Annotated in this window: 16 protein-coding genes, 1 rRNA gene and 1 pseudogene; 4 read left to right on the forward strand and 14 right to left on the reverse strand. The window is 68.0% G+C overall.

The features are described from left to right. Positions 1 to 225: 225 nt before the first annotated feature. Entirely contained in the window at positions 226 to 5421 is a 5196-nt protein-coding gene (locus FHS42_RS36900) for an NAD-glutamate dehydrogenase (protein ID WP_246494470.1), read from the reverse strand. A 493-nt stretch (positions 5422 to 5914) separates the two neighbouring features. Here FHS42_RS36900 and FHS42_RS11205 point away from each other — a divergent pair, with 493 nt between their 5' ends. Beyond that, the gene (locus tag FHS42_RS11205; RefSeq protein ID WP_184571546.1) at positions 5915 to 6481 is read left to right on the forward strand and encodes a DJ-1/PfpI family protein; all 567 of its coding nucleotides are present in this window, start codon (positions 5915 to 5917) and stop codon (positions 6479 to 6481) included. A gap of 32 nt (positions 6482 to 6513) precedes the next feature. Here FHS42_RS11205 and FHS42_RS11210 read toward each other — a convergent pair whose 3' ends face one another. Both FHS42_RS11210 and FHS42_RS11215 read right to left on the reverse strand, forming a co-directional pair. Beyond that, positions 6514 to 7176, reverse strand: coding sequence for an HAD family hydrolase (locus FHS42_RS11210; RefSeq protein ID WP_184571547.1), 663 nt, complete (start codon positions 7174 to 7176; stop codon positions 6514 to 6516). Positions 7177 to 7365: 189 nt separating this feature from the next. Then, the gene (locus FHS42_RS11215; protein ID WP_184571549.1) at positions 7366 to 7872 is read right to left on the reverse strand and encodes a DUF6912 family protein; all 507 of its coding nucleotides are present in this window, start codon (positions 7870 to 7872) and stop codon (positions 7366 to 7368) included. A gap of 796 nt (positions 7873 to 8668) precedes the next feature. On the opposite strand from FHS42_RS11215, the gene FHS42_RS39370 reads away from it, so the two are divergent. Beyond that, complete coding sequence (locus tag FHS42_RS39370) at positions 8669 to 9103, forward strand: Rv3235 family protein (protein ID WP_246494471.1); 435 nt, start codon at positions 8669 to 8671, stop codon at positions 9101 to 9103. 147 nt (positions 9104 to 9250) lie between these two features. On the opposite strand, the gene secA is transcribed toward FHS42_RS39370, so the two are convergent. Further along, on the reverse strand, positions 9251 to 12103 hold the full coding sequence (gene secA / locus FHS42_RS11225) for a preprotein translocase subunit SecA (protein ID WP_184571557.1): 2853 nt from the start codon (positions 12101 to 12103) through the stop codon (positions 9251 to 9253). A 501-nt stretch (positions 12104 to 12604) separates the two neighbouring features. On the opposite strand from secA, the gene FHS42_RS11230 reads away from it, so the two are divergent. Together FHS42_RS11230 and FHS42_RS11235 are read left to right on the forward strand one after the other, a co-directional pair. Then, the gene (locus tag FHS42_RS11230; protein WP_184571559.1) at positions 12605 to 13195 is read left to right on the forward strand and encodes a GNAT family N-acetyltransferase; all 591 of its coding nucleotides are present in this window, start codon (positions 12605 to 12607) and stop codon (positions 13193 to 13195) included. Between the two features lie 241 nt (positions 13196 to 13436). After that, on the forward strand, positions 13437 to 14687 hold the full coding sequence (locus tag FHS42_RS11235) for a winged helix-turn-helix domain-containing protein (protein WP_376772569.1): 1251 nt from the start codon (positions 13437 to 13439) through the stop codon (positions 14685 to 14687). A gap of 515 nt (positions 14688 to 15202) precedes the next feature. Here the strand turns inward: FHS42_RS11235 and FHS42_RS11240 are convergent. From FHS42_RS11240 to rrf, 10 genes and pseudogenes are all read right to left on the reverse strand, one after another. Further along, a complete protein-coding gene (locus FHS42_RS11240) occupies positions 15203 to 15946 on the reverse strand; it encodes a response regulator (RefSeq protein WP_184571563.1) in 744 nt (247 codons plus the stop codon). Positions 15947 to 16268: 322 nt separating this feature from the next. Continuing rightward, positions 16269 to 16958 carry a ribosome hibernation-promoting factor, HPF/YfiA family gene (hpf, locus tag FHS42_RS11245; protein WP_184571565.1) on the reverse strand — a complete coding sequence of 230 codons (690 nt, stop codon included), beginning with the start codon at positions 16956 to 16958 and terminating at the stop codon, positions 16269 to 16271. A gap of 334 nt (positions 16959 to 17292) precedes the next feature. Continuing rightward, positions 17293 to 17463, reverse strand: coding sequence for a hypothetical protein (locus FHS42_RS11250; RefSeq protein WP_184571567.1), 171 nt, complete (start codon positions 17461 to 17463; stop codon positions 17293 to 17295). A gap of 511 nt (positions 17464 to 17974) precedes the next feature. Next, positions 17975 to 18838, reverse strand: a pseudogene (locus FHS42_RS36915) (ComF family protein); the annotation flags it as partial. Positions 18839 to 19108: 270 nt separating this feature from the next. Next, positions 19109 to 19324: a hypothetical protein gene (locus FHS42_RS11255; RefSeq protein WP_184571569.1), complete on the reverse strand. Its 216-nt coding sequence runs from the start codon at positions 19322 to 19324 to the stop codon at positions 19109 to 19111. Positions 19325 to 19358: 34 nt separating this feature from the next. After that, positions 19359 to 21095 (reverse strand): LpqB family beta-propeller domain-containing protein, encoded by a 1737-nt coding sequence (locus FHS42_RS11260; RefSeq protein WP_184571577.1) that lies wholly within the window; start codon positions 21093 to 21095, stop codon positions 19359 to 19361. A gap of 318 nt (positions 21096 to 21413) precedes the next feature. Beyond that, positions 21414 to 23708 carry an MtrAB system histidine kinase MtrB gene (gene mtrB, locus FHS42_RS11265; protein ID WP_246494472.1) on the reverse strand — a complete coding sequence of 765 codons (2295 nt, stop codon included), beginning with the start codon at positions 23706 to 23708 and terminating at the stop codon, positions 21414 to 21416. A 91-nt stretch (positions 23709 to 23799) separates the two neighbouring features. After that, entirely contained in the window at positions 23800 to 24477 is a 678-nt protein-coding gene (mtrA, locus tag FHS42_RS11270) for a two-component system response regulator MtrA (RefSeq protein WP_184571579.1), read from the reverse strand. Then, entirely contained in the window at positions 24474 to 25631 is a 1158-nt protein-coding gene (mtnA, locus tag FHS42_RS11275) for an S-methyl-5-thioribose-1-phosphate isomerase (RefSeq protein ID WP_184571581.1), read from the reverse strand. The genes mtrA and mtnA overlap by 4 nt, the downstream gene beginning before the upstream one ends. A gap of 351 nt (positions 25632 to 25982) precedes the next feature. After that, positions 25983 to 26099 (reverse strand): 5S ribosomal RNA (rrf, locus tag FHS42_RS11280). Positions 26100 to 26241 lie beyond the last annotated feature (142 nt).

The raw sequence follows: 26241 nt of genomic DNA on the forward strand, positions 1-26241 counted from the left end.
CGCTGGGGAACGGCTCCCCGGCGCGGAGCACGGTCCGCTGCGCGCGGGCGCGCAGGAAACGCGCCCGGTGAGAGACCGGCAGGCTGCCCACCGTCGCGTGACCCCTCATACGCCCGCAGGGGCGGTGGTACGGAAATCCCGTACCACCGCCCCTGCGTTGGCAGCGTGTTGCATGCCACCCCTACGCAGCATGTCGCGTGCGGCCCCTGCGGGGACCGCTTCCGCTCAGCTGTGTGAGCGCAGCAGCGTACGCATGGTGCGCATGGCCACCGACAGGTTGGCCAGGTCGAACGCGTCCGAACTCTGGATTTCCTCCAGCGTGGTACGAGCGCGACCGAGCAGCGCCGCGTTCTTCTCCTCCCACGCCGTGAACCGCTGCTCGGGCGTGGAGGCGCCGTCGCCCACCGAGAGGATGTCGGAGGTGAGCGCGGCGTGTGCCGCGTACAGGTCCTCACGGATGGATGCGCGGGCCATGGACTGCCACCGGTCGGAGCGCGGCAGTTCGATGATCCGGTCCATGAGCTGGCTGATCCGCAACCGGTCGGCGACGTCGTAGTAGACCTCGGCGACGGCCAGCGGGTCCTTGCCGGTGCGGTCCGCGATGGCGACGATGTCCAGCGTCGGGAATGCGGACGAGAAGCTCGCCACCCGCGAAGCCAGTTCGTCCGGCACGCCGGTCTGCGTCAACTCCTCCTTGATCCGTTGGTACCACTCCAGGTCCGCGCCGCGCAGCAGCTTCGGCAGCGCGGCCCACACCGTGGCGACCCGCTCGCTGAAGAAGTCGATGGTCTCCGCCAGTTCCAGCGGCTGCGGCCGATTGTTGAGCAGCCAGCGGGTACCGCGCTCCACCAGTCGGCGCGAGTGCAGCCGGATGCGGGTTTGTACATCGGCGGCCACCACGTTGTCCAGCGCCTCGACCTCGTCCCACACCCCGGCGAGCCCGAAGATCTCGCGACCCGCGGTCTGGGCGCGTACGACCTCTTCGGTTGAGGCGCCGGTCTCCTCGCGCATCCGGTGCAGGAAGGTCGAACCACCGGTGTTGACGGTGTCGTTGACCAGCACGGTGGTGACGATCTCGCGGCGCAGCGCGTGCGCGTCGATCTGCTCGGCGAAGCGCTCGCGCAGCGGCTGCGGGAAGTAGGCGTGCAGCAACCGCTGGAGGTAGGGGTCGTCCGGTAGGTCGGTGGCGATCAGCTCATGGGCCACCGTGATCTTGATGTACGCGAGGATCACGGCCAGTTCGGGCTGGGTGAGGCCACGCGAGGCGGCGAGCCGCTCACGGATCTGCCGGTCGGTCGGTAGGAACTCCAACTGCCGGTCGAGCTGGCCCTCGCGGGAGAGGCGGCGCATGAACCGCTGGTGCGCGTGGAGCAGGCTGGGCGCCTGCGCTACGGCGTTGCCCAGGGCGGTGTTCTGCGCGTAGTTGTTCCGCAACACCAGCGTGCCGATCTCGTCGGTCATCTCCGCGAGCAGCTTGTTGCGCTGCTTGACGGTCATATCGCCGTCCGCGACCACCGCGTTGAGCAGGATCTTGATGTTGACCTCGTGGTCCGAGGTGTCCACGCCGGCGCTGTTGTCGATGGCGTCGGTGTTGATCCGGCCGCCGGTGGCCTGCCCCTCGGCGTCACGCGACCCGCCAAAGCGGGCGAACTCGATGCGGCCGAGCTGGGTCAGGCCCAGGTTGCCGCCCTCGCCGACGACCTTGACCTGGAGGTCCTGGCCGTCCACCCGGATCGCGTCGTTCGCCTTGTCGCCGACATCGGCCTGCGATTCGACGGCGGATTTCACGTACGTGCCGATGCCGCCGTTCCACAGCAGGTCCACCGGCGCCTGCAAGATGGCCTTCATCAGCTCGGCCGGAGTCAGCTTGGCGACGCCCTTGGGGATGCCGAGCGCCGCCCGCACCTGGGCGTTGATCGGAATGGACTTGGCGCTGCGCGGGTGGATGCCACCGCCCGCGGAGAGCAGCTTGGTGTTGTAGTCGGCCCACGAGGAGCGGGGCAGCTCGTACAGCCGGCGGCGCTCGGCGTACGAGACGGCCGCGTCCGGGTTCGGGTCGAGGAAGATGTGCCGGTGGTCGAACGCGGCCACCAGCCGAATGTGCTCGCTGAGCAGCATGCCGTTGCCGAACACGTCACCCGACATGTCCCCGACGCCGACGACCGTGAAGTCCTCGCTCTGGGTGTCGTGGCCCAGCTCGCGGAAGTGCCGCTTGACCGACTCCCAGGCACCCCGCGCGGTGATGCCCATGCCCTTGTGGTCGTACCCGGCAGAGCCACCGGACGCGAAGGCGTCGCCGAGCCAGAAGCCGTAGTCGACGGCGACCTCGTTGGCGATGTCGGAGAACGTCGCGGTGCCCTTGTCGGCGGCGACCACGAGGTAGGTGTCGTCCTCGTCGTGCCGGACGACGCCCTCGGGGTGGACGACCTGTCCACCGACGAGGTTGTCGGTGATGTCGAGCAGCCCGGAGATGAAGATCTTGTAGCAGGCGATTCCCTCGGCCAACCACGCGTCACGATCCACCGACGGGTCGGGCAGCCGCTTGCCAACGAAGCCGCCCTTGGCGCCCACGGGCACGATGACGGTGTTCTTCACCATCTGCGCCTTGACCAGGCCGAGGATCTCGGTACGGAAGTCCTCACGCCGGTCGGACCAACGCAGCCCACCGCGAGCGACCTTGCCGAACCGCAGGTGCACGCCCTCCACGCGGGGGGAGTACACCCAGACCTCGTAAGCGGGGCGCGGCGCGGGCAGGTCAGGGATGGCCTGCGGGTCGAGCTTGATGGAGAGGTAGCTGTGCGGCTGACCGGAATCACTCTTGTGGCTTCCGCTCCCGCTTCCGCCGCTCTGACCTCCTCTTTCGCTTCCGCCGCTGGCGCTCTGACCTCCTCTTTCGCTTCCGCCGCTGGCGCTCTGACTTCCTCTTTCGCTTCCGCCGCTGGCGCTCTGGAAGTGATTCGTCCGCAGCGTCGCCTTGATGAGGGTGAGGAACGCGCGCAGGATGCGGTCCTCGTCCAGGCTGGCGACCTGGTCGAGCGCGGCCTCCAGCTCTTCGAGCAGGGCGTCGGTGAGCTCGTTGCCTGCTCGCTGCCGCGCCGGCGACATCCGAGCCTCGAAGAGGTTCACGAGCAGCCGGGTGGTGTGCACGTTGTTGCGGAGGGTGTCCTCCATGTACGACTGGCTGAAAGTGGACCCCGCCTGCCGCAAATACTTGGCGTAGGCGCGGAGCACCATCGCCTGCCGCCAGTCGAGTCCGGCGCTGAGCACCAACTCGTTGAAGTTGTCGTTCTCGGCCTGGCCGGTCCACACGGCGGCGAACGCGTGCTGGAAGCGCTCGCGGGCGTCGTCGCCCTCGATCCGCTCGGGCATCCGCAGCCCGAAGTCGTAGATCCAGGCGGTGGTCCGATCGGCGCACCGCAGCTCGTACGGGCGCTCATCGACCACCTCCACGCCGAGCCGCTGAAGTACGGGCAGCACGGCGGAGAGCGAGACCTGGCCACCGCTGCGGTAGATCTTGAAGCGGCGCTCACCAGGGCGCGCGCCGACCGGCTCGTACAGGCTGAGCGCGAACTCCCGCTCGCCGCCCGGCGCGGTCAGCCGCTCCAGGTGCTGAAGGTCGGAGACGGCGGCGCGCGGCGTGTGGTCGGCCTTGTAGCCCTCGGGGAAGGCGTTGGCGTACTGGCGCAGCAGTTCGGCGGCGTGCTCCTCGCCGACCTCGGCGCTCAGCGCCTCGCCGAAGCCATCGGCCCACGACCGAGCGGCCTCCACCAGCCGGGCCTCGATGCGGTCGGCATCGGTATCGGTCAGATTGACCAGCGTGGCGCCGGGCGCGACGCGGATGACGAAGTGCAGCCGGGAGAGCACCGACTCGGTGTTCCAGGCGGTGAAGTCAACGCTGGTGCCGCCCAGTTCCTCCTTGAGGATGTCGATCAGCCGCAGCCGTACGCCGGTGGTGTAGCGATCGCGCGGCAGGTAGACGATGGCCGAGTAGTAGCGGCCGTACTCGTCCTGCCGCAGGAACAGCCGCAGCTTGCGCCGCTCTTGCAGGTAGAGCACCGAGGTGGCGATGGAACGGAGCTGGTCAACGGGTGTCTGGAACAGCTCGTCGCGCGGGTAGGTCTCCAGAATCTGGAGCAGGTCGCGGCCGTCGTGGCTGTGCGGAGTGAAGCCCGCACCGGACAGCACCTCGGCGACCTTGCGGCGGATCACCGGCACCCGGCGCACCGATTCGGTGTACGCGGCGGAGGAGAACAGGCCCAGGAAGCGGCGCTCGCCCACGACGTTGCCAGCCGCGTCGAACTTCTTGACACCGACATAGTCCAGGTAGGAGGGGCGGTGCACGGTGGCGCGGCTGTTGGCCTTGGTGAGGATGAGCAACTTGTGCTCGCGGGCCTTGGCGCGGGCGTCGGCCGGCAGCCGGTTGAAGGAGGGCGAGCCGGGGCGACCGTCTCCGGGCGCGGCGTGGTGACCATCGGCGGTGTGTGTCGGATCGGAGCGCAGGATGCCAAGCCCGGTGCCGGGGACAGCGGTGAGGACGTCCTCTTCGTCGCCGCCCTCGCCTGGTTGGGCCGTCAACTCGTACTCGCGGTAGCCCAAGAACGTGAAGTGGTCCGCGGCAAGCCAGCGCAACAGCTCCTGGGCCTCCTCCACCTCCTGTTCGCGCAGGTCGTTGGCGGTCGGCTCGGCGGGCAGCTCATCGGCGATGCGCAGCGCGGAGTCCCGCATCTTGGTCCAGTCCTCGACGGCCTCGCGCACGTCGGACAGGACGCGTCGCAGGTCGGAGGTCATCTGCTTGAGGTCTTCGCGGTCGGTCTCGCGGTCGATCTCGACGTGAATCCATGATTCGGTGACCGCGTCGTGCGGCAGGTCACCGGCGTTGACGACGGTGGCGGCGGCCATGCCGGCGGCGGTCCCACCCACGACGTTCGGCCCGGTGGCAAGCGTGATGCCCTGCGCAGCGCGGTACGAACCCAGCACCTCAAGCAGCCTGCCGGTCACATCACGGCGGACCACGACCTGCGGGTGGATGACGACATGAATGCCGCGCCCCTGGCGAGACAGTTCATTCGTGACAGAGTCCACCAAAAACGGCATATCGTCCGTTACGACCTCAACCACCGAGTGGCTACAGGTCCAGCCGTTCTCCTCGACGGTGGGCGTGTGCACCCGGACGTTGGCGGTGCCCTGTGGACGCGTCTGCGCAAGACGGTAGTGGGAGAGCGCGGCGCCGAAGACATCGACCGGGTCGCGGCCACTGAGATCCTCGGGCGCAGTGTGCAGGTAGTAGCGCTGGAGATACGCATGAAGGGCTTCTGGGTCGAGGCCCCGCTCCGGTTGCTGTGTATGGGCAGGGCTCTGCTCAGCGACCCGGGCGGCCCGTTCGAGCAGCTCGGCCTTGGCTTCGTCCAGCTTGGTCTGCATGTCCTCTGACTCCTGTCGCGCGACGCTGCGAGACATCGATAACGGTGGCATGACGTCGGGACACGGGGTCGCCGGTCAGGATCGACGGTATGCCGGAATGAGCGATGGTCGGGCCTGTCTTGGCTAAATGTGGCCAACAACCCTGACGCAGAAAATCAGCGGCGCCCCGGGCACTATGGTGCTCCGGGCGCTGGGGTCCCGCCTGACGAGCGTCAGGTGAGAGGGCATCATCGCCCTCAGGGGATATCGCGCTGATCACCTCGTAAGGCTATCGCTCTTCACCGGTCCGCCGTCATGAGATGGAAATGTACAAATTCGGGCCACAAAGTTTGGCGAAGCAGCCTAAGGGGCAGTGGGCCGCGGCAGGAAGCCGCCGAACAGGCCGCAAGGGCTTGGCAAACCCGGCCCGGCGATGCACGGTGAACAAAACGGACAGTCCGGAGCGAGCGCCGCACGGGCCGACCCCGCCCGGCGCACCGGTGGAGGTGGCGGCATGACGGCGAAGATCCTCATGGTGACGGGTGACGCGGCGGAGTCCCTGGAGGTGCTCTACCCCTACCAGCGGCTCCGAGAGGAAGGGTACGACGTCCACATCGCGGCCCCTACGCGTAAGACGCTGCGCTTTGTGATCCACGACTTCGAGGGTGGTTTCGACACCTACACCGAGAAACCCGGCTACACCTGGCCCGCTGACCTGGCCTTCAGCGAGGTGGACCCGGGTCAGTACGCCGCCTTGGTGGTCCCGGGCGGCCGGGCCCCTGAGTACCTGCGCAACGACGGCGAACTACGGAAGGTGGTCGAGGCGTTCTTCGACGCGGACAAGCCGGTGGCACAGATTTGCCACGGCCCCCTGCTCACCGCCGCCACCGACAGCCTCAGCGGGCGCCGGGTCACCTGCTATCCGGCCCTGGAACTCGACATGCAAACGGCCGGGGCGACCTTCGAGGACGCGGAGGTCGTCGTAGACGGCACTCTGGTCTCCTCCCGCGCCTGGCCGGACCAGTCGGCGTGGATGCGCGAGTTCCTGACGGTGCTCAGGGCCACGGCCCCGGCGACGTAACCGCCCCGCGGACTGCTTCGGGACTTCGAAGGTCAGGCCGTCAGGGTCTCGGCCAGCTCCACGGCCTCCGCCAGCGTGTCAGCGATCGGAACCCCCGCCACAGCCAGGCTGGCTCGGCTGTGCGAACCACCCGAGTAGAGCACCGCATGCGCCCCCGCGTGCTGGGCGGCCAGCGCATCGTCCACGGCGTCCCCGATCACCACGGTACGGCCGGCCTGCACCCCGTCGAGCGTGGCCAGATGGCGCACCATGTCCTCCGCCTTGCCACCACCGGACGGGCCCGTACGCCCCTGCACCCGGACGAACCGCGACTCGATGCCGAAGCCGCGCACTAGCGGCACCAGGTCCTCGTGGCCGTATAGCGAAAGGAGCGACTGCGTACGCCCCGTGGTCTGCCAGCGTTCGAGCAGGGCCTCGGCTCCGGCCGCGAGTTGGCAGGCCGCCTGTTGCAGGGCGTACTGGCGCTGGAATATGACGTCCATGTGCGCCCACTCGTCCGGCGTCGGCAGGCGCCCCATGAGGCGCTCGTAAAAACGGGGAACCGGCACGCAGTACAGCTCGCGGTACCGGTCGAGGGTGATGGCTTCGAGGCCGATCTCGGCGAACGCGGCGTTGGTGGCCGCGATCACGGCGTCGATGTCGTGGTAGAGCGTGCCGTTCCAGTCCCAGATGATGTGCGTCTCGTGCGTCCCCATGCTTATGACCGTACCGGCCACCTCTGACAGGCGGCCCGCGCGTCCCGCAAACGCCTGCTGAACCGCTGGTCGGCACTGAACCCGCTGGCCGGCACTACGTCATGGGCGGCGGGGGCCGGGTTACGTGCGGCGGGCGTACGCGCGCCGCGTTACCTGCGGCGGCCGTACGCGCTCACAACGAGGCCGGGGTCATCCGATCAGGTTCGGAATCTCCTGCGTCGCGTACCACAGCAGCTCATGGTCCTCGGCGCCGTCCACCGTGAACTGCGCATCGTCGTCGCCCTGGTCGGCAGCGCCCAGGGCCGCTGCGGCTGCCGTGACGTCCGCCTGCGCATCGTCGGAGTCCACGTGCACCGCGGCGGCCTTGCTCATCGGCACGGCGGAGGCGATCCGCACCTCGCCGAGCGACGACTGGTCAAGCCCCCGGTCCGGATCGGCGACGGCCTGGCCGTCCGCCACGTCCACGGCGACGACCACCCGACGGCGCGGAGCCGCAGGATCGCCGGCAAGACGGCGCAGCGAGGCGGCGGCGGCCCGATTCAGCGCCGCGTACTCCAACTCCTCGATGTCATCCGAGACGTACCACTCGCGCAACGCGGGGGTCACCGCGTAGGCGTCCAACGGGCCCGGGCCCAACTCACCCGCCTGGTGCGCCTCGGCGAGGCCGGGGAGGGTGAGGGGGACGTACACGCGCATGTTCGCCGCTTTCGTGGTGACTTCCGTAAGGCCGTGCTGTGCGGCAAGCATAAGCGCGCCGGTCCCCCTTCGGGGCAGGAGCTTGTCGCCTCCCCGCGAACCCTCCACCGCGCCACCCCACGCGCTCCCAGCACACGGCCTTTCTACCCCCGCCATCACCCAGATAGGTGATGCCGTACGGCCGGTCCAACGCCTCTTGGCCGGCGTTGCCGGTGCGCGGTACCCGCCGGTAGAAGTCACACACCACGAAAGCTACTGCCCGGTATCAACGCCGGGCCCGGACAACGGGGGCGAGCGGCGGATGGACCGACGAACAGGCAGCACGACGGCAGACACCGACACACAGGCAGGCACCGGCACCGGCACCGACACAGGCACAGACGCGAGAAGCGGCGTGAGCACGAGGACCGGGGCTGGAACTGGAACTGGGGCCGGGGCTGGGGCCGGGGCTGGGGCCGGGGCTGGGGCCGGGGCTGGGGCACAGCCGAGTACAAGAATGGCCGCGTCCACGAGCAGGAGCACGGCTACGGCTACGGCTACGGCTACGGCTACGGCTACGCGAACGAGGACAAGCACGAGTACCGCTACGCGACCCGCTCCGGCTCGCCGCCCAAGTACGGCCGCGGCCGGGCCTCGGGTCCCCCGCCAGGGCAGCGGGCCGCCACGGCGGCGCGACCAGCGGCGGCCGGGCGGAGCCGACCTTGCAGCCCGCCAACGCGCCCGTGAGCGACTGCCGCGCTACTGGTTCGCCAACCGCCTGCTGCTCACCCTCAGCGGCCAGCGCCCTGTGCACTGGATGCTCGGCCACACCCAGGGCGCCGCCTACGACCAGTTGGCCGAACTCGCCCCGCACCCGGCCCTGTGCCCCTCCACGGCAGCCAGCACCGACGCCTCGGACCACAGCCGTGCCTTGGGTAGCAGCCGTGCCTCGGGCAGCATGGAAGGCACGCAGTATCGGCAGTGGCCCCCCGTCGTACGGCACTGCGATGAGTTCCGTCCGGAGCCATGGATCATCGAGGCGTTCGCCCGCATCGCGGCGGGCGACCGGCTACGGGCGCTGGCCTTCCGGCTGGAACTCGGCGCCGGCACCCGCTGGCGCTGCGCCGCGATCGACCTCGGCCCCTCCCCCGGCCAGCCCCCCGGCCAGCAGGGACCGACGTATCCCCGCGGGTCCGCGCCCCTTCCCTGGAGCAGCACACCGGCCGCAGCACACCGAAGCGCAGGCCCCTGAGCATCTTGCGGGCCGACCTCGGGATACCCCGCGGGCGCCGTTCGGAAAAAGCCGCGGGCCCAGCATCGTCGCGATGCCGGGCCCGGGCCTTGAAGTGCGTCACGCGGTCTCCCGCACAGTGCGCGCAGACGCGCGGCAGCCGTCCGCTCACTTCTTGCGGCGACGGCCGCCCTTCTGCGCCTTGCGGCGCTCGGCGCGGGTCGTGCCGCCTGCGGCGGGACCAGACGCCGAGGCGTCTTCCACGTCCTGGCCATCCGTGGCGAAGTCACCTTCGACCACGCCACCCTCGCCGTCCACCGTAGGTGCCGAGAAGTGCAGCCGGTCCGGACGCTGCGGCGCGTCCAGACCCTTGGCGCGGATCTCGGGCCGCTGCGCGCCCGCGGCGACGGGCTCGCGCTCGCCCTTCTCCAACGACGGCGGCGCATCCTGCACCGGCACCTCTTCGACCTGCTGATCGACCTGGACCTCCAGGTTGAACAGGTAGCCGACGGACTCCTCCTTGATGCCCTCCATCATGGCGGTGAACATGTCGAAGCCCTCGCGCTGGTACTCGACCAGCGGGTCCTTCTGGGCCATCGCCCGCAGGCCGATGCCCTCCTGGAGGTAGTCCATCTCGTAGAGGTGCTCGCGCCACTTGCGGTCAAGGACTGACAGCACCACACGACGCTCCAGCTCACGCATGATGTCGGAGCCGAGCTCTTCCTCGCGCGCCGCGTACTGCGCGTAAATGTCTTCCTTGATGGCGTCGGTGATGAACTCGGCGGTGAGGCCGGCGCGGTCGCCCACCTCTTCCTCAAGCTCCTCGATGGTCACCTTCACCGGGTAGAGCTGCTTGAACGCTCCCCACAACCGGTCCAGATCCCACTCCTCGGCGAAGCCCTCCACGGTCTCAGCCTGCACATAGGCATCGATCGTGTCGTCCATGAAGTGCCGCACCTGGTCTTGCAGGTCCTCGCCCTCCAGGACGCGGCGGCGCTCACCGTAGATGACCTCGCGCTGCCGGTTGAGCACCTCGTCGTACTTCAGGACGTTCTTTCGCGTCTCGAAGTTCTGCTGCTCGACCTGCGACTGGGCGGAGGCGATGGCGCGGGTGACCATCTTGTTCTCGATCGGGACATCGTCGGGCACGTTGGCCATGGACATCACGCGCTCGACCATCTGCGCCTTGAACAACCGCATCAGGTCATCGCCGAGCGAGAGGTAGAAACGGGACTCGCCGGGGTCGCCCTGTCGGCCGGAACGGCCGCGGAGCTGGTTGTCGATACGCCGCGACTCGTGCCGCTCGGTGCCCAGTACGTAGAGCCCGCCGAGGTCCTTGACCTCTTCGTGCTCCGCCTTGACCGCGGCCTTGGCCCGCTCCAACGCGGCGGGCAGCGCGGCGGCCCACTCCTCGACGTGCTCGATCGGGTCCAGACCCTTTTGCCGCAACTCAGCCTCGGCGAGGTCGTCCGGGTTGCCGCCGAGCTGAATGTCCGTGCCACGACCGGCCATGTTCGTCGCCACTGTGACCGAGCCCTTGCGGCCGGCCTGGGCAACGATCGTCGCCTCTCGATCGTGCTGCTTGGCGTTGAGCACCTCGTGCGGTACGCCCTGCTTGGTCAACTGCTGCGACAGGTACTCGGACTTCTCCACCGAGGTCGTACCGACCAGGACCGGCTGACCCTTCTCGTGCTTCTCGGCGATGTCCTCGACCACCGCGGCGAACTTCGCGGGCTCGGTACGGTAGATCAGGTCGGCCTGGTCAAGACGGACCATCGGCCGGTTGGTCGGGATGGGCACCACGCCGAGCTTGTAGATCTGGTGGAACTCGGCGGCCTCGGTCATCGCCGTACCAGTCATGCCGGAGAGCGTGCCGTAGAGGCGGAAGAAGTTCTGCAGGGTGATCGTGGCGAGGGTCTGATTCTCGTCCTTGATGTCCACCCCTTCCTTCGCCTCAATCGCCTGGTGCATGCCCTCGTTGTAGCGGCGGCCGGCGAGGATACGTCCGGTGTGCTCATCGACGATCATGACCTCGCCGTCGATGACGACGTAGTCCTTGTCGTTCTTGAACAGTTCCTTCGCCTTGATGGCGTTGTTCAGATAGCCGACGAGCGGGGTGTTGACGGACTCGTAGAGGTTGTCGATGCCCAGCCAGTTCTCGACCTTGGTGACACCGGACTCATGGATGGCGACGGTCCGCTTCTTCTCATCGACCTCGTAGTCCCCGGTCTCCTGGACCGGATTCCCGTCCTCGCCGCGCTTGGTCGGGTTGGCCGCCTCGCCCCTGGTCAACCGCTTCACCAGCTTGGCGAAGTCGCCGTACCACTTGGTGGCCTGGTCGGCGGGGCCGGAGATGATCAGCGGGGTACGAGCCTCGTCAACGAGGATGGAGTCCACTTCGTCAACGATCGCGAAGTTATGGCCACGCTGGACGAGCTCTTCCCTCGACCACGCCATGTTGTCGCGCAGGTAGTCGAAGCCGAACTCATTATTCGTGCCGTACGTAATGTCGCAGTTGTACTGTTCGCGCCGCTGCGTGGGCGTCATGTTGGCGAGAATGCAACCGACAGACAGATCCAGGAACTGGTGGACCCGACCCATCATCTCGGAGTCACGCTCGGCCAGATAGTCGTTGACCGTGATCAGGTGCACGCCATCGCCGGAGAGCGCGTTCAAATAGGCGGGCAGCGTACCGACGAGGGTCTTGCCCTCACCGGTCTTCATCTCGGCGACGTAGCCGAAGTGCAGCGCGGCGCCACCCATGATTTGTACGTCGTAGTGGCGCTGGCCGAGGACGCGCTTGGCGGCCTCACGGACCGTGGCAAACGCCTCGGGCATCAGGTCGTCAAGTTTCTCACCGTCCGCGTACCGCTCCTTGTACTCGGCCGTGAGAGCGCGCAACTCCGCGTCGGAGAGGTTCACGAAGTCCTCTTCGATGGAGCTGACCTGGCCCGCGATGCGGTGCAGCTTGCGCAGGATCTTGCCTTCGCCTGCACGCATGAGCTTGTTGAGGACGGACACGTAGGCTGGCTCCTTGCCGGTCGGACCTGGCACGGGTTGGGTGCGCTAGCGCGGCATTATCGGGGGCCACGGGGGGCTGCCGCAACGCACATCGTAAGTCAGGACCAGGCCGCCCCGGGAGGCCCGTCCGCACGAATGCTCGCTATCAACCCCCTGTCTCAACGCACGAACCTCACAGAAGGTGCCTGGAGACCCCCCAGAAGGCGGGCAAAGCCGTGGGCCCCCGACCCCGCTCCACGCGCCCCACAGGGCCGCCGCACAGGCTACGGGAGCGACGAGGTTACAAGGCTAGTGACGAGGTTACGAGGCTGCTGTACGGGCCCAGGAGTGACCGGACGGCACAGCAGGGGGCGACAAAGGGGTAGTACGGGCGGCCAGCTCACGAGCCGTACGACACGCGAGCGACACGTGAACCGATCGGGTTGGCCAGCTGCACCAGACCGGCCGGGTCATCCCCTAAAAACGCTTTCCCCACCCGCATGGACCGACCACACTCGGTCCATGGAACCCGTCATACTCAGCACCCCCCGCCTGGTCCTGCGACCGTTCGAGCCATCCGACACGGACGCCGTCTTCGCCGCCTGCCAGGACCCGGACGTTCCGCGCTGGACGAACGTTCCCGCTCCGTACACGCGCGATCACGCACAGAACTTCGTCAACCAGCTCTGCCCGGACGGCTGGCGCGACAACACGTCCTACAGCTTCGCGGTCGTCACCAAGGGCAATGGCGTACTCGTGGGCGCCATGGGGCTGGTCCGCCTGGAACTGGGCGCTCCGGAGCGACAGGCCGAACTCGGCTATTGGACGGTGAAGGAACGGCGCGGCCGGGGCTACACCGCCGAGGCCGCCAGGCACCTGGCCGACTGGGCGTTCCGCGACCTGGGCGTGGAACGCCTGGAGTGGTACGCCGAGGTCGGCAACGACGGCTCGTGGGCCGTCGCGCGCTCGGTCGGCTTCCAGTTGGAGGGGACGCTACGGGCCCGCATTCCGTATGAGGGCACCCGTCGGGACGCCCTGATCGCCGCCCTGCTCCCCACTGACCTCGGCCACCCGACGCCCACCCCGTACCTGCCGGGCCCACAGACCTCCTGAGCAACACCCGGCCACGACCATCACCAGCCACGACCATCACCAGCCACCGCCCAGGGCCCTGCCCGCATCCACTGCCCGCATCCACGTCTTGGGTCGCGGGGTCCCGCGGGTGACGGGACGGAGGGCCCGAGCCCTCCGGTCATGAAGCAACTGGCGGACGGTACGCCGCGGGCGCCGCATCGTCGCGGTGGTACCGGGCCCCGCGTCGGATGAGGCTGCTGCCAAGGCCGCTCCGACGCCGTTGTCAGTGCCGCCGTTTACTGTGTCCAGCATGACAACTCCCCTGTCAGCGCCACGCTTCGCGCCCCATGCCCACGAGCCAGCGCCCCACGTGGGGCCCGAGGTGTCCCTGTCAGCCGACGAGGCCCGGCGCATCGCGCTGCGCGCTCAGGGGCTGTTGGGCGCACGTGATCAGCGGGCAGGCGTGCGCGGGGTGCTGCGCTCGCTGGGGGCGGTGCAGTTGGACACCATCTCCGTGCTGGCACGATCACACGAACTGGTGCCGTACGCACGGCTCGGCGCGGTCGGCCGCGATGTGGTGGAGTCCGCGTACTGGACGGAGACCCACAGCTTCGAATACTGGTCCCACGCGGCGTGCATCTTGCCCATCGAGGAGTGGCCGCACTTTGCGTTTCGGCGCCGCTCCTACCGCGACCGCCCACAATGGCACCACGATCTGCCGGATGGGACGTACGAGACGGTCATCAAGCAGTTGCGGACCGAGGGACCACTGACCGCGAGCGAACTGGGCGGGGCAAAGAACGGCGGGGAATGGTGGGACTGGTCTGCGGCGAAGATCGCCGTCGAACGGGCCCTGATGTACGGCGAGGTCGTCTGCACCGAGCGGCGCGGCTGGAAGCGCGTGTACGACCTGGCCGAGCGCGCCATCCCCGACGCCCTGCTGCACGATGACCTGCCAGACGCGGAGTGCCTGCGTCGCCTGGTCGCCCAGGCGGGTGCGGCGATGGGCGTGGCCACCGTAGCGGACCTCGCCGACTATCACCGGCTCAAGAAGGAGCAGGTGAACGCCGTGATCGCAGCCACCGGGCTGACACCCGTCGAGGTCAAGGGCTGGGACAAACCCGCCTGGGCGGACCCGGCCGCGCTCGCCCTGGAATCCGCGGGCCGCCGGGAACGGCACCGGACAACGCTGCTGTCCCCGTTCGACTCGCTGATCTGGGACCGCCCGCGTACGGAGCGAATCTTCGGCTTCACCCATCGGCTGGAGGCGTACGTGCCCAAGCCCAAGCGCATACACGGCTACTTTGCGATGCCACTGCTCACGGGTGGCAGGCTCGTCGGCCGCATCGACCCGGCCCGGGAGGGCTCCACGCTGGTGGCCAGGCAGCTGTCGCTGCGGGGCCCGCAGGACGTGGTCCCCGTGGCGCGTGCGCTGCGCGAGGCCGCGGAGTGGGTGGGTTGCGACGCCGTGCGCATCGAGCGCGTAAATCAGCCCGAGCTGGCCGCCCAACTTGCCACGGCCCTGGCCTGACCCGGCAGCAACCGGCCGATCAGCGCTCCAACGCTCGCGAAGCAGTCACCTCCAGCAGCCGACCACCGGCATCCGCCGACGCCCTACCTGTCCCCTCCGGAACAGCACCTACACCGGCTACCCAGCCACCCGCTGCCCCCACGCACCACCGCGCTCAAAACTCGCCGCCTCCCAACACAACCGCCACCCGCAGCCATCCGCTACCGCTAACCGCCTACCAACGACAGTCAGCACATCCACATCTCCACATCCACAGCCCACGGTGGTAGGCCACCGCCACAACCGCCACGGATCTTCGGCGCCGGAAGGCACCCCAGTCCAGGCACAGCGCCTCAGCCCTCAGCGCGAGCGTGACGCCCCTGGCACCGTGGGGCAGCCACGGGGCCCCTTGGCTCGGCGGAGGCTGGTAGGAACCCCCTCACCGTGGAAAGCCCCTCGCGCCAGAGCGCCGTCCGCGCTGCGCAGAACAGGAGCGCGGAGAGAGGGCCTTTCGAGCCGTGCAGGGCGAGGGTCCCTCACCTGATTTCGAGGATCTTCTCCCGCATGGCGTACACCACCGCTTCCATCCGCGAGTGGAGTTGCAGCTTCTCCAGAATATTGCGGACGTGGTTCTTGACCGTGTTCTCGCTGATGAACAGCTCTTTGGCGATATCACGGTTGTTCATGCCGGTGGCAACGAGCTTGAGCACCTCAAGCTCGCGTTCGGTCAGCCGAGGCGCAGGCACCAGCCGCCGTTCGTCGGTGCGCTGGATCATCGACTTGAACTCGGTCAGCAGCTTCGACGCCATCGAGGGACTGATCTGCGACTGCCCATCGGCGACCGCCCGGATCGCCGTCGCCACCTCGTCGGTGGAAATCTCCTTGAGCAGATAGCCGGTGGCCCCGGCCTTGATGGCGTCGTAGAGGTCGGCCTCCTCGTCGCTGATCGTCAGCATGATGATCTTCGCGCTGGGGGCCACCTCCTTGATGGCCGTACACGCCTCGATCCCACCTCGCTTGGGCATCCGGACATCCATCAACACGATGTCGGGAAGCAGATCCGCCGCCTTATCGACGGCCTCCGCCCCATCCCCGGCTTCGCCAATGACCTGGATGTCCTCCTCCTGCGCGAGTACGATCTCCAACCCCCGGCGGAAGAGCGCGTGATCGTCCACCACGAGGACCCGGATCGGCTCCTTACACGACTCGTCCTTGCCCGTTCTGACACCGACGCGATCGCCGTCGTTGTCGTCAGGCACGGGCCCGAAGCTGTCCGCCATCGTTCCTCCCCCATGAAGGCCGTGGCCTTGCGGTTGCACCTAGAGCTGCATGCCAACCAGTCCCCACCGAGCGCCGATTGACCACGCCGCCATGATTCCATGCCCGCGGGGTGAGCCGACGCCCCCGCTCACCGCACGGTAGTGCCCCGGAGGGCGAACTCGGCCCTCCCGGGGCACTAGCTACGCCGTCGTATGAGCTACGCCGGCTACCGCGCCTCTTGCATAGTTTCGGTCAGCTTTGGTCGATTCTTGGCATCGGCACCTGACGGTTCGCACCGCATCTCCCGGCACCGACTTCGGATCGGCTCGCCATCAGCCGTGGTCAGCCGCCGAGCGCGCCTCCAGCGCCACCCGGTTCCTCACCGACGAACGCCTCGGTCGTGAGGTGGATTACGCCATAGTCGTAGCCGTGCCGTCGGTAGACGACGCTTGGGCAATTGGTGTCGGAGTCCACGAACAGATAGAAGTCATGGCCGACCAACTCCATCTCATAAAGAGCCTGGTCGAGTGTCATCGGCGTCGCGGCATGCGTCTTCTCACGCACGATGAGTGGGCCTTCGCCGCGCACTTCGAGCGGCCCCATGCGGGTGGTGGGCACGCTTTCCGCGGTATCGGCGTCTGCGGGCTCGCTCGTCCCGTTGATACGGGCGGCTTCCGGCACGGTCACGGCGACATCGCTCGCGGGGATACGGCCATGGCCACGACGCGTGTGACGCTTGTCGTTCTGCTTACGCAGGCGCTGTTCCAGCTTGCCCGTGGCGAGATCGAGCGCCGCATACGGGTCGGCTGCGGCGGCCTCCGCCCGGATGACCGGACCTCGGGAGCGGAGCGTGATCTCCACTCGGTCGGAACGGTCGGCCTGACGCGGGTTGTGCTCCTTGGACACCTCGACGTCGAGGCTGATGACCTTGCCGTCGAGCTTCTGGATCTTCTCCAGCTTCAGCTTCTCGGCCACGTGCTTGCGGAACCGCTCGGGCACCTCTGTCTTGCGGCCCTTTACGACGATGTCCACGCAGAACTCCGTTCCCGGATCGCTCCGTTGACTGTTCGAAGCACATCCGTTTCGCACTGGGCCCTGGAGATTTCCCGGGCCCCCGACTCGGCGGCTTTCACCTCCTCCTCCCCCACAGTTGGGGTTTACACCCCACCGTCTTCACGTTTCTGTGGAACGCGGATAGTTATGAAGCACACTAAGCGGATATACATCGCATAGCTGCCCTCAGCTCTCACAACCGAACATAGCTCGCCCAGCCTGGAGACGGCACCCCCTACTGGTGCGTACCTCCGTTCAGGTGCTTTTTAGCTGTTACTACCTGCAACGATGCGCCTTACCCGTCAGTTCCGATCTACTCCAGCGGCGCCGCGGGAAGCGGCGACCACCGCAGCACCGACCAGATATCCCCGAACAGGCGTACCACCAGCACCACGCCTCGCACCGTCCGGCCGACCTCCTTGAGTACCGCGTACCCCGCAAAGCCAACCCAAGCCACCGCCAGCCGCGACGACTCGGCCCCCACCCCCGGCACCTGGCGCCGCCCCGGCCGCACACCCCGGGCGGGAGCCCCGTATCGCCCTTACCGCACGAGCCTCGCAAGGGCTCCCTATCGCCTCAGCCGCATCCCCCGTGCGAGGGCTTCGTATCGCTTCGGGTAGATCTCCGCGGCCCCGGCCGTGCCTCGCGCCTCCTCCATTCGGTGGGCAGGTAGCTCCATCCCGCACCGGCCACCCGCTGCACAACAGATCCGCTGCCGCCTCGCCCGCGTCCCGACCACCGCCGGCCCCAGGACCATCACCGGTCCCAGAAAGCGCACCCAACAGACCACCTGCACCGACATCCGCTCCAGGGCCCGAGCCAGAGCCAGAGCCACGGCCAGCGTCGGGACCGGCGTCGCGGCCGGGCCCAGGGCCAGGTTGAAACCCAGGGCCGGGCCCGGATTGGGGCCCGGGGTCAAGGCCAATGCGCCAGTTCTCAGCGCTGGCACCGTCCGTCAGGCACCGGGGGCCTGCACCCTCGACGCGGTTTGCCGTGCCACGGCCCTCCATCTCAGTACCGCCTGCCGCGCTGAGGCCCATTGCGGCCCGCACCGCTCGCGCCGCCTCAGCCAGGGACGCCCCCGTGGTCATGAGGTCGTCCACCAGCACTACAGAGCCACCCGTCAGCAGCCGTTCCGCACCCTTCGCGACCCCCAGGGCCCCGGTCAGGTTCGCGAGCCGCTGCGTGGCACCGAGCCCGCTCTGGTCCAGCACGGCACGCTGCTGCCGCAATACCGACAGCACCCGCGTCGGCACTCCCTGCCCCCGCAGTACACGCGCCGCCGCGAGGGCGATCCGTCGCGTGGGGTCATGCCCTCGTGCGGCCACCGTCCGCCGCGCGGACGGCACCGGCACCAGCAGCACCGGCAGCGGCACATCACCGACCGCGCTCTGCCCCGCTGGACGAGGGCCAGCCCCTACGCAGCCCCAGCCGCCCCGTTCGTCCGGCGCTCCTTTGCTCCCCGGTCCTCTGCCGACCGACCATCGTGCGCTGCCCGCCTTTGCTCGCGGCCCCGCTGGACGCACCCCGAACCCGCCCGCGTAACCTCCCGGCGCCCGCTGCCGCAGCACCGCGGTCACGGCCGCAGCCAATGCCGCACCCAGCGGCTTCGCCAGCCGCAGAGCACCTCGCTCCTTGTGTGCGAGCAGCACCGCCCGCACCCCATCCGCGTACGCCGACGCCGCGCACACCACCGGCAGACCCGGTGGCGCCGGGCTCGGGCGTACTCGGCGCGCCCCCTTTCTGTCGTCCAGTAACTCCGTCTGGCACCTCGCACACAAGACGGTCCGAGGCGCCCCGCACCCCGCACAATCGACCGGCAGCACCAGACCGGCCGCTTCCCGCCACCATCCCCGCATGGCACTACTGTCCCGCCGCACCTGCGAGCCCGCCACCCCTGTGGATAACTCCGCTCGCCCAGCTGCCCGCCGCTGACCACCACCGTAAAAGCACAGGTCAGGCAGGGGTTCCCGAACGGCATAGCCAACCGGGGCCATGGAAAGCGACAGTCAGCCGAGCGCAGTAGCCGACGGAATCGCAGCCAGGCGAGCCGTCCTCAGCGACGCCATGACCCGACACAACCACGGCCACGGTCATAGCCACCGAGACAGACACAGCAACCGAGACTGCTACCCCAGCACCAGCAGCGCCCCAACCAGCCGCGCAACCGACGACCGCCCACCCACAGTGCGGTACCCCACGCCCGCAACCGCCGACGAACACCACTCACGCGCGAGTTCGGCGACCAGCAGCGCATGCCAACCAGCAACACACGCGGCAACCACCTGCGGACACGGCGGCAGCACGACCACGGCCACGGCCACGGCCACCTGCGAAGCAGGCACGCTAGGGAGAGGAGACTGGCCGCGTAGTCGGCGGTTAGCCGGGATAGACCGGTGCCGTTCCCTCCTTGACGACGGTCTTCCAGTTGGCGTCCAGGGGGAGCCGCACGATGCCGTCCGACGCCTTGGCAATCAGCGGCCTGTTCTCGTTCTCCGAAGCGGCGACCTGTTTCACCTTGCCCGGCCCGGGCAGCGTCGGGCTGTTTCCAGGGGAGCCGTCAGTCTCCATGTATCGCAGTTCCTGCACACCCCCCGACTCCGTCCCGGCCACCACGAGCCGACTGTTACCGGCCCACGAAACGGCGTCCACATCGGCAAGCTGCGGGGCCAACGCGCGTAGTCCGTTGACCGACAGCTTGGGTTCCGCAGCGCTCTTGGCTCGTTCGAGACGGCCGAGCCACAGCGTCGTATGGCCATCGCGTTCAATCAGCATCACGATCCGTGTGCTGTCGGCGGCCACCCGCAACGCCATGATCCGGCCACCGTCGAGCCCGGTGATGTTGACTTCCTCGGGTTCACCGATGCCGCCCGGAAGCCGCAGCAACCGAGGCTCGTCCGGGCTGCGGTCGGCGACCCACAGATCGCCGAGACCGTCCCAGCTAGGAGTCGTGAGACCGCCCTGCTGACCACCGCTGGCGCTATGTAGCCGCGTTACGCCGCGCTCCACACCAGGCTTCATATCGGCCACATATAGATTCCGGCCATTTTGTGACACGCCGGCCGCGCTCCGCTCGTCACGTGCCACCGCCACCGAACCGAGGCCCACGTTGGGCTCACCAAACGGCCCCGGAACGCGCACCGGCTCGTCCCCGGTGTCATCGAGCTGAACCATCCGGTGTTCTTGGTCAATGAAGAACTGGCTGTCGGCTTCGCCGTTGATGCGGTCAGGCGCGTATCCGTCGGCCTGGTCACGCCTCAATCTGCACATCTCCGCGCCGCTGGCGCTCTCCAAGGTCACCCTCTCGACCTTGGAAGCTGACAAATCCTGCACGGTAAAGAGCACCTGGGCCGCCATCTCATGGCAGCGCAACTGATCAACACCAGCCGCAGCCTGGCTCAGTCGCAGGCGCAGCTCATTCGAGTCGTCGAGCCGCAGCTGGTTACTGTCAAGTTGGGTCCCGCTGGGGAAGGACGTACGCACCACTGGGTCGAGCCAGTTGGTCGGCCCCCCAAGGAGCGCCTTCACGGTCGAGGTGACGGGATCGACCCACCGCCGCAGATACACCGGGTCGGCGACCAGTACGTCCTTGCCGACCGCCGACTTATCGCCGTCCGGCCCCAGTTCCGCAAAGTAATACTTGTTGACGGAGCGGTAGATGCGCTGAAAGTCCGACTGTCCAAGGACCAAACCCGCTGGCAATGAGTCGATGCGCCATTTCGACCCCACTTTCGCCACGTGCAGCCGCTCCTCGTAGGGCTTTTCGTCAGGTTCATACGCATAATTGGCGTCAACCGTGGCAAGTTGCCTGCCGGACAGCACGATGTCGAACCCCGCATTGTCCCGGTCGCGCCCGTTCTCCACGCGTACCTTGGGCGCCTGCGCGAGCACGATCGTCTCGGCGAACGGGTTCCAGTCCGCGCCCGCGCGCCGGGTGAGATACTCACGCGCCGTATCGAAGTTGGCCTCATCGCTCGTCGTGGCCTCTAGGAAGCCCCAAACGAGCTCTTCCGGCTTCTCCTTGTTCCCAGGCCGCACCCCATACACCCGTACGGGCGAATCGACGTCCGCACGCGGCGAAGAGCCGACCTGTCGGATGTCCCCGCTGTCCGGCATGGACGCACAGCCGGCCAGCAACAGCCCGCTGGCCGCCAGCGCCGCACCTACCCGCCGTCGCGACGCCCCGGAAGCACGGTCACGGCCGCGGCGACGAAGACGACGAGGTTCCCTTGGCCACCCGAAAACGCCGAGAAGCCCGGAACCACTCTGTAGGCCAGGGCGTGCGGGGACGTCGGGGCCGGTGAAGGCAGTGCGGCGATCGGTGGTGCCGGTGGCCGCGCTGGTGCCCGGCCCCGTCTCCATCCGGCCGCGGTCAGCCCCCGCCTCACGGTCAGCACACACGGACCTGGCCCCCCTCTCGATCGATGGTTACGGTCACTCCGCAGTTCCCTCTCGATCCGGACACCCAGCATCCGCTCCACGCCCGAAACTCCCCTCATGCCCGGGACCTCCCTCGCGCTCGGCACCACCACCGCGGCCGATCCCAGCATCGTCCCCGGCTACAGCACCGCGCTGCACCACGCGTGCACCGTGCCCAGGCAGTGCGGTCGGGTCCACGGCTGGCGGATGATCCGATCGATTCGGTACGAGTACGGAGGCAACGGACCCAGCAACCCGATGAGCGCCCGTACCCCCGACCCCACTGGCCCCACGCGTAGCCTCTTCACCACCCGAACCACCCGAACCACCCGTGTCGCCCGTCTGGTGGGAACCACTCACCTCGCCGGCATCGCGCACATCACCCGATCCCCCAGCACCCCGGTCAGCTCCCACATCACCAGCACTGCCAGCACCGTCAGCGCCGTGGTGACCGCTGCGCCCACTGCTCACACCGGAACCACTGGTGCCCCCGCCGCCGGTCACCTGACCACCACCCGCCACATGACTGCCACCCGTCACGCGACTGCTACCGGCGCCACCCGCGGCCTTGGCTGCCCGCAGCGCCCGCTTGCGGCGTGAGTCCTCCGGTTCGAGCGGTATGGGCGAGCCACGCAACGCGTCGCCCGCCGTGCGCGGGAGCGTCAGCCGGAACTGCGAGCCCCCACCAGGCTCTCCCCAGGCTTGCAACCAGCCGTCATGCAGCCGCGCGTCCTCCTCGGCGATCGACAGACCGAGCCCGGTCCCGCCGGTGGTACGGGCTCGCGCCGGGTCCGCCCGCCAAAAGCGGTTGAACACGCGCGTTGCCTCGCCCGGCTTGAGCCCGACCCCGTAATCCCGTACGGCCACGGCGACCGCGCCGCTCTTCGCGGCGAGCCGCACGACCACGTCCTCGCCCTCCCCGTGCTCGACGGCGTTGACAACGAGGTTACGCAGCACCCGTTCCACCCGGCGCGCATCGGCCTCCGCGATCACGGGCCGCGAGGCACCCCGGACGACGATCCGGCTGCCCTTGCGCTCCGCGAGCGGCTCGGCCCCCTCCACCACGCGCTTCACCACGTCGCGCAGGTCGATCGGCTCGGCCTCCAGGGCCGCCGCGCCGGCATCGAACCGGCTGATCTCCAGCAGATCGGCGAGCAGCGACTCGAAGCGGTCGAGCTGCCCACCCAGCAGCTCGGCCGAACGCGCCGTCGCCGGATCGAACTCGTCCCGCGCCTCGTAAATGACATCGGCAGCCATCCGTACGGTCGTCAGCGGAGTCCGCAACTCGTGTGAGACGTCCGAGACGAACCGCCGCTGCATCCGTGACAGGTCCTCCAACTGCTGGATCTTGACCTGAAGGTTGTGCGCCATCTTGTTGAACGCTTCACCGAGGCGGGCGATGTCGTCCTCACCAGTGACCTTCATCCGCTCCTGAAGCAGCCCGGCCGCCAGCCGCTCGGAGATACCGGCGGCCATCCGTACCGGCGTGACCACTTGCCGCACCACCAGCCACGCAATCGCGCCCAGCAGCACCACCACGAACACTCCAGCCGTCGCCAGCGTGCCCTTCACCAGGCTCAGCGACTTCTCCTCCTGCGAAAACGGGAAGAGGTAGTACAGCTGGTACGCGTCACCGTTGATGTCACTGAGCCGCTTGCCGATGACCAGCGCCGGCTCTCGCTCACCGGACGCGTCATGCACGATGTTCGTGTACTGCTCGTGCGTGCCCGCGTCCTGGTCAACACGGTCTCGCAGGCGCTGACTGACGCTCTCCTCAGGCTGGATTCCCCCCGACGCGCGGGGCCCTCTAGTGCTGACGAACGGCTCGCCATCGCCTTCGGAGCTGAGGGCCACCACCGAGTACACGCCCTGGCCGCCACTCGCGAGCTGCTGCACCAGAGCGGTCAGCCAGGCCCCCGCGTCCCGGTTCCCGCGGGCGCCCGTGCCCCCGTCCTCGCCGCTCCGCGGATCATCGGAGCTCTCAGCCGCGTCAACGGCCGCGCTGAACCCGCCGGCTGCCTGACTCTGCGCGGCGTGCCGCTTGGCGTCGAGTAGCCCGTTTCGTACCTGCCCGATGACCACCACGCCGAGCAGCAGCACCACCCCGAGCGACATGAGCAGCGTGGTTGCCACCACACGTAGCTGGATGTTGCGCCGATACAACCGAGCGGCGGGCAGCAGCGGACGCCGCACCCACCGCACGAACAGCCTCAGCACGGGGTGGACCGGCGCTCCCGATGCCCCGTCTGGCAGCAGGTGGCCACCCCGCCAGAGCCGCCCGAACAGCGATATGTCGCTTCCGGAGTCCATGGGCCGACCGGCACCACGACCTTCCACCGGGCCTCCCGCAGGAGTCTCACCCGGCCCCGGGGGCTCCGGAGCGGCACCGCTGTGCGACATGTCAGCTCGGTCCGGCCTTGTAACCCACCCCGCGCACGGTCACGACAATTTCGGGCCGCTCCGGGTCCTTCTCCACCTTGGAACGCAACCGCTGTACGTGCACGTTGACCAGCCGGGTGTCCGCAGCGTGCCGGTAGCCCCAGACCTGCTCAAGCAGCACTTCGCGGGTGAAGACCTGCCACGGCTTACGGGCGAGCGCGACCAGAAGATCGAACTCCAGCGGAGTGAGCGCGATGGACTGCCCCTCCCGCTTGACCGAATGCCCCGCCACGTCGATCACGAGGTCCCCGATGACCAGTTGCTCAGGTACGGGGTCTTCGGACCGCCGCAATCGCGCCCTTATCCGCGCGACCAGCTCCTTCGGCTTGAACGGCTTAACGATGTAATCGTCCGCCCCAGACTCAAGCCCGACCACCACATCTACGGTGTCGCTCTTGGCCGTCAGCATGACGATCGGCACCCCGGACTCCGCCCGGATGAGCCGGCATACCTCGATGCCGTCCCGCCCAGGCAACATCAAATCAAGCAGCACTAGATCGGGCTTGGTCTCACGAAACGCGGCGAGCGCCTTGTCCCCATCGGAAACAAACGACGGTTCAAAGCCTTCGCCGCGCAGCACAATGCCAAGCATTTCTGCCAGTGCAGTGTCGTCATCGACGACAAGGACGCGTCCCTTCATTTCGCCATCATCCCATTACCCGATCGTGACCTGTTGCACAGCTCAGCGAGGCCCGCTGACGTTACGGGCGAAACCACACCACCCTCGGTGACAATAGCTGTCACCAGGTCGGGCGGGGTGACGTCAAAAGCAGGGTTGTACGCCTGCGTACCAAGGGGCGCCAGCGCCACACTGGCTGTTGCGCTCTGCCCAGGTTCCGGGATACGCGGAAGAGTGATCTCCGTCACCTCATGTCCGGGCCGCTGTTCGATTTCGATTGCCGCACCATCGGGCGTCGCCGAGTCCACGGAGGTGGTCGGCGCCACGACGATGAACGGCACATGGTGGTAGCGGGCTAGCACCGCCAATGGATAGCTGCCCACCTTATTCGCTACGGAGCCGTCCGCGGCGATCCGATCGGCGCCAATCAGCACAGCATCCACCTTGCCCGCGGCGAACAGCGAGCCCGCCGCGTTGTCGGCGAGCAGCGTATACGCCATGCCGGTCCTGGCCGCCTCGTACGCGGTGAGCCTCGCCCCCTGCAACAGCGGCCGAGTCTCGTCCACCCACAGGCGTCGGAGCCGCCCCTTTCGGTGCGCGGCCCCGGCCACGGCCAAAGCCGTACCTGCTCCACCGGAGACCAGGGCGCCCGTATTGCAGTGCGTGAGAATGCGGAACCCGCCGCCTGGCAGGAGTTCGTCAAGGAGCGCCAGGCCATGCTCGGCCATCCGCGCGCTGGCCTCGGCATCTTCGCGGTGCAGCGCCCGGGCCTCGGCGAGCGCCACAGCAGCGGCCCGTTCGGGCGTGGCACCGTCCGCTGCGGCTCGATGGTAAGCGGCGGCGGCACGTCGCACCCCGTGCCCGAGATTGACGGCGGTAGGTCTGGCCTGGTCAAGGAGCTCCGCGGCCTCGCGCACGTCATAGCCACGCGCGGCGGCAAGCGCCACACCATACGCACCAGCGATCCCGAGGGCAGGTGCGCCTCGCACAGCGAGGGTGCGCATGGCATCCACGAGAGCAGGCACGTCCGTACACACCAACTCGACTTCCTCAGCGGGCAGCCGTCGCTGGTCAAGGAGAACCAGCACCGGCCCTTCCGGTGGCTCGTCCCAGCGCAATGTGGGAATGCCTTGCGATACAGCAGCGTCCGGGGATTCCGTGTACTGATCAGCCATCCGCCCAGTCTGCCCCGTACCGCCCCGACTAATGAAGAGCAACCACTCGCCCGCCTACGGCAGCGGCAAAAAACCACATACCGAAGCCGACAAACGACCCCGCGACCACCCAACACCCTCATGGGCCTCATCCGGCAAAAACAGGCCCGCAAGCGGCCCACCACGGCCGATCCTCTACGAGGAACCACACGGGCTCCTGAACTCCGACGAACCTCGACAACGCGCACCAAGGCACCATGAGGTCGAACACCGAGGCTCCGAGGCGTCGATTAAGAATAAGGCGGACGCATAACGCAGAAAAGCCCCGTTGTGGATGTGTATCCACAACGGGGCTTCCCGTTACCAAAGATTGTTCGGCGGCGTCCTACTCTCCCACAGGGTCCCCCCTGCAGTACCATCGGCGCTGAAAGGCTTAGCTTCCGGGTTCGAAATGTAACCGGGCGTTTCCCTAACGCAATAACCACCGAAACACTATAAAGTTAACCAACACCGGAAAAAACACAGCTGTTCGTTACTTCAGAACTAACACAGTGGACGCGAGCAACTGAGGACAAGCCCTCGGCCTATTAGTACCAGTCAACTCCACCTCTTACGAGGCTTCCATATCTGG

The organism is Streptomyces zagrosensis, assembly GCF_014203645.1.
In the GTDB taxonomy this organism is placed as follows: Bacteria; Actinomycetota; Actinomycetes; order Streptomycetales; family Streptomycetaceae; genus Streptomyces; species Streptomyces zagrosensis.